This is a genomic window from Streptomyces sp. AcH 505, from assembly GCF_000818175.1.
Lineage (GTDB): Bacteria > Actinomycetota > Actinomycetes > Streptomycetales > Streptomycetaceae > Streptomyces.
This window is the reverse complement of sequence record NZ_JTIY01000001.1, coordinates 230,033-235,020: the sequence shown is the minus strand read 5'-3', so window position 1 is coordinate 235,020 and position 4,988 is coordinate 230,033. Positions and strand designations below refer to the sequence as shown.

The 4,988-nt window shown below is 72.7% G+C and carries 4 protein-coding genes; 2 read left to right on the top strand and 2 right to left on the bottom strand.

Translation table 11 applies throughout. From position 1 onward, the window contains the following. A partial coding sequence (locus tag HY68_RS00940) for a carboxylesterase family protein (RefSeq protein ID WP_041983433.1) occupies positions 1 to 1,555 on the top strand: 1,555 nt, incomplete at its 5' end. 28 nt (positions 1,556 to 1,583) lie between these two features. On the opposite strand, the gene HY68_RS00935 is transcribed toward HY68_RS00940, so the two are convergent. Further along, positions 1,584 to 2,933, bottom strand: coding sequence for a SpoIIE family protein phosphatase (locus HY68_RS00935; protein ID WP_041983432.1), 1,350 nt, complete (start codon positions 2,931 to 2,933; stop codon positions 1,584 to 1,586). A 78-nt stretch (positions 2,934 to 3,011) separates the two neighbouring features. Beyond that, positions 3,012 to 3,665, bottom strand: coding sequence for a class I SAM-dependent methyltransferase (locus tag HY68_RS00930; RefSeq protein ID WP_052456975.1), 654 nt, complete (start codon positions 3,663 to 3,665; stop codon positions 3,012 to 3,014). A gap of 164 nt (positions 3,666 to 3,829) precedes the next feature. Here HY68_RS00930 and HY68_RS00925 point away from each other — a divergent pair. Continuing rightward, on the top strand, positions 3,830 to 4,988 hold a 1,159-nt coding region (locus tag HY68_RS00925), incomplete at its 3' end, for a DUF4192 domain-containing protein (protein ID WP_063779690.1).

The following is a 4,988-nucleotide window of genomic DNA, read 5'->3' as shown; positions in this document are numbered from 1 at the left end:
CGGCAACGGCCGCCGGTCCGAGCGGCCGACCACCGCGCCGCTCACCGTCAACACCAGCAGTGGCCGGCTGCACGGCCTCGCCACCCCCACGGCCCACCAATTCCTCGGCATCCGCTTCGCACAGCCCCCGACCGGCGCCCGCCGCTGGAAGGCGCCGCAACCGGTCTCCGCCGCCACCGGCACCACACAGGCCACGAAGCCGGGACCGCGCTGCGCGCAGGCGGCGGCCACGCCGGGCGCGAAAGCGGCCACCACCGAGGACTGCCTGTTCCTGAACGTCACCACTCCGCGCGACCGGCGCCCGGGGGAGAACCTGCCCGTCATGGTGTGGTGGCACGGCGGCGGCTACACCACGGGAGCGGGCTCCGACTACGACGCACAGCGGCTGGCGAGCCAGGGCCGGGTCATCGTCGTCACCGCCAACTACCGGCTCGGCGCCTTCGGTTACTTCGGCCTCAAGGGGCTGCCCGGCTCCGGCACCTTCGGCCTGGCCGACCAACTCGCCTCGCTGCGCTGGGCCGACAGCAACGCGCGGGCGTTCGGCGGCGACCCCGGCAACGTCACCGTGTTCGGGGAGTCGGCAGGGGCCATGTCGACCTGCGCCGTGCTCAGCTCACCGAAGGCGCGCGGCCTCGTCGACAAGGCCGCCGTCATGTCCGGCTCCTGTCTGCTGGACTGGTTTCCGGGCGCCCTGTATCCCGGCGCCCCGAACGAGACCCCCTACAAGCCGCTCGCCACCGACGAGGCCGACGGTGCCAGGGTCGCGGCGAGCGTCGGCTGCGGCCACGGCAACGCCGCAGCGAAACTGGCGTGCCTGCGGTCGCTGCCCGCCTCCGGCGTGGTGAAGCTGAACAACGACTTCGCCGACCACCTCTCGTACGGAACCGATCTGCTGCCCGGCAACCCCGCGACCGCTCTGCGGCGCGGTGACTTCGCGCATGTCCCCGTGCTGTCCGGCGGGAACAAGGACGAGGCCAGGTCGTTCGTCGGCGGTGCGCTGCTCGCCGACCCCGCCGCGGTCACCGCGGCGACCTACCCCAAGCTCCTGGCAGCCGCGTTCGGCGACCGGGCCGCCGATGTCGCGGCGGTGTATCCGGTCAAGAAGTACGGTTCCGCGGCCCTGGCCTGGTCCACGGTGATCACGGACGGGGCGTGGACCTGTCCGACCCTCGCGGGAGACCGGGCCCTGGCAGCCAGGACCACCGTCTACGCGTACGAATTCGCCGATCCGCAGGCGCCGAACGTGAACGGGCTCAAGGTCCCCGGCCTGCCGCTGGGCGCCTCGCACGCCACGGACCTGCCGTCCCTCTTCGACCTCGGCGGCAAGAGCCTGCTGCGGACCGGCGGGCAGCAGGCGCTGTCCAGCCGGATGATCGACTACTGGTCCTCCTTCGCGCACGACGGCAGGCCCGTCGCCCCGAAGGCTCCGAGTTGGTCCAGGGCGACGGCGGGGACGGCACCGGCGAAGGACGTGCTGCAACTGACCCCGAGCGGTGACCGCATGGTCGACGCGGCGGCGGCCCACCACTGCGCCTTCTGGCAGGACATCCGCTGACCCGGCACATGGTCCGGGCCGCCAGGGTTCATTCCGCCGTGGCGGTGTGCGGCGGCGCGGTGGCGGGCGGGATGCGGACGGCGAGCAGGGCGATGTCGTCCGTACTCGCGTCACCGAGCCCCGACATCAGTTCGTCGCAGAACGTCTCCAGCGGCTCGCGGGAGAGGGCGGCCGCATGCTGGCGCAGCCGGGTCATCCCGTCGTCGAACGTCTCGCTGCGGCGCTCGATCAGCCCGTCCGTGTACAACAGCAGCGTGCAGCCTGGCGGCAGGGACTCGGTGGCGTCGGAGCGGAGCGCGTCGGGCGTGACCCCGAGCAGGATGCTGCGGCCCCCGGTCAGAAAACGGGTGTCGCCCTCGTCGGTGATCAGCAGCGGGGCCGGGTGGCCCGCCGACGCGTACTCCAGCAGCCAGGGACCGTACGGATCCGGCTTGACGATCAGGCCGTACAGGCAGGTCAGCGTCTGGGTGGGATAGAGGATCTCGTTCGCCGCGTCCAGCCTGGCCAGGATCTTGCCGGGCGGCTCCTTACGGTCACAGGCGATGCCCCGCAGCATGTTGCGCATCTGGCTCATGGCCACGGCGGCTCTCAGGTCGTGACCCGTGACATCGCCGATGATCAGCGTGAGGGCGCCGTCGGGGAGCGGGAACGCGTCGTACCAGTCACCCCCGACCTCGGCGCTGACCCGGGCGGGCGCGTAACGCGCGCTCAGCTCCACATGGCCCGTGTCGGGCAGGGTGGGCAGCAGGGAGCGCTGCAGCCGCTCCGCCGTGTGCGCGGTCTGGGCGTGCAGGCGCGCGTTGTCGACGGCCATGGCGATGCGGTGCGCCAGATCGACGACGAGCGGCAGCCGCTCCTGCTGGTCAAGACCGTCCTGGTCGACCCGCACCAAGGTCAGCACGCCCACCACTTTGCGGCGCGCCCGCAGCGGCACCAGGACCGCCTGGTGCGCCCCCAGCTGGGCGAAGGTCTGCAACTCGATACGTTCCAGGGCGTCGGTCCCCTCGGCGGGCGAGGGGAACTCGGTCAGCCGCAGCGGCCCGGCGCCGCGCAACGCGCGCGCCAGTGGAGCCTGGGAGTCGGCTTCGGCCGCCGGGAGAAGCGCCTCCAGGAAGTCGGGAGGCAGCGCGTTGGGCTCGCGGTGCTCCACGACGACCCGGCGCAGCCGCAGCTCGTCGTCCTCCTCGATCAGGTCGATGGCACACCAGTCGGCGAGGGCGGGCACCAGCACCCGGCACAGCCGCCGCAGCCCGGGCTCCAGCTCCAGGGTGCTGGACAGCGCCTCCGACGCGTTGGCCACGAGCGTCAACCGGTCGAGCGAGTCCTGCACCGCCCGGTCCACGTCGAAATCCCTGTCGCCTTCTGGCTGCGTGCTCAATCGCTTCTTCTCTCTGCTGCGTCGGCGGGGCCGGTTCTGTGCCGGGACGGCTCTGTGCCGGGACGGCTCTCGCGGAACCTAGGCCGAGGTGCGTGTCATGGCGCAGAGCCAGCCGCGGATGCCGGCCGGATCGAGGGTGATCTCGATGGTGGCGGGGACGACGGAATCGATCTGGAGCTTGTCGGCGAACGCGGCGGTGATGTCGTCACGCGACAGCCGGTACGGGACCGTCACCCCGGGGGTCTTGGGCTCCCGGTCGCTGAAACAGAGCAGGAAGTAGCGGCCTCCGGGGCGCAGCACCGTCCGCAGGCCGCCGGTGAACGCGGCCCGGTCTTGCGGATCGAGCATGTGGAACATGCCCGAGTCGAGCACGGTGTCGAACCGCTCTCCCAAAGCCGGCAGCTCCAGTGCGTCGTGCCGCAGGAACCGGACGGCGGAGCCGCGCTGCCGGGCCTTGTCCTCCGCGGTCCGCAGCGCGGTGGTCGCCAGGTCGATGCCGGTGACGTCGAGACCGAGGTCGGCGCACATGAACGCGTGCTCGCCGGTCCCGCAGCCGACGTCCAGCACCCGTCCCCGGACGGCGCCCGAGCGCGCGACGTCGAGGAACGCCTGCTGCGGGCGCCCGATCTCCCACGGCGGAGGCTCGGCGTACCGGTCCTCCAGCTCCTGCCAGGGGTTCGGGTCGCCGGCCGCGGCGTGATCAGCGTCGTCGGGCGGGAGCGGTGCGGGCATGTGCGGGCCTCCTGTCGCTGCCGTCGCCGGATCGCGCGACTGCAGGTCGCTGCCTTTCGACTCTACGCCGGACAGGCACCTCACGCCCGAGCCCCAGGACGCCCTGTGGATAACTTTATCCACAGGGGTCGCGGGCCTGGTGACCGGTGCGGGACCGTCGAGCCATGAACAAGCACAGCGCACAGACCGGACCGTCCGACGAGCAGCAGATCACCTTGCGCAGCCCGGCCGAACTGGCCGACGCACTGCCCTACCTGATGGGCTTTCATCCGACCGACTCGGTGGTCCTGGTCGCCCTGCACGGGGAGCACGGCCGCTTCGGCGGCCGGCTCAGGCTCGGGATTCCGGCCGCGCCGGACGAGTGGCTGCCGGTGGCCGATCAGCTCGCCGACTGTCTGGTGGAGGGGAGTGAGCGGCGGGGGGAGCGGCCCGACGGGATCATCGCGTTCCTCTGCCAGGACCCGGCCGACGGCCGGACGGGCCGGCAGGTCATGGAGCGGTTGCGCCCGCTCGCCCAGCGGCTGCGCACCGCGTGCGGCGCGCTCGACGTGCCCGTGCACGAGGTGCTGTGTATTTCCGGGGGCCGCTTCTGGTCGTACTGCTGTCCTGATGTCCGCTGCTGTCCGCCGGAAGGCAACGAGCTGGTGCTGCCCGGCACCTCGGTGATGGCGGCCGCCGCCGCGTACGCGGGCATTCAGGTGCGCGGATCGCTGAAGGAGATGGAGGCGCGCCTGCGGCCCTGGTGCACCCCGGCGGTCGACGACCAGCTCCGGGCCCTGGACGACGCGGGGGCCGCGCTCGTCCCGAGGATTCTGGGCGCGGGGAACAGGCAGCAGGTCGGCAGGGAGACCTTGCGGATGGCGCGCGCCCTCATGACGCGGCTCGGCGGGACGTCCGTCGCCGACCGCTCGGCGGTCGAGGCGGACGCGGCGGACGACGGGCTGATCAGCCACGCCGAAGCGGCCCAGGTCATCCTCGGCCTGCAGGACCGCGAGACCCGCGACCGCGCCGCCGAATGGATGGAAGGTCCGGAGGCGCAATCCGCGCTGCGGCTCTGGCGCGCGCTCGCCCGCCGCTGCGTCGGGGCGTACGCGGAACACGCCGCGGCTCCGCTCACCCTGGCCGGCTGGGTCGCCTGGTCCACGGGTGACGAGCCGGCGGCCCGGGTCGCGCTGGGGCTCGCCCTGCGGACCGATCCCCGGTACGTCTTCGCGCAACTGCTCCATCAGGCGTGCAACGAGGGCCTTGATCCCGAGGCGCTGCGCGCGTGTCTGCGGGAGGAGCGCGGCTCGCGTGCCACCGCCGCTTCGCGGAAGGCGGGCA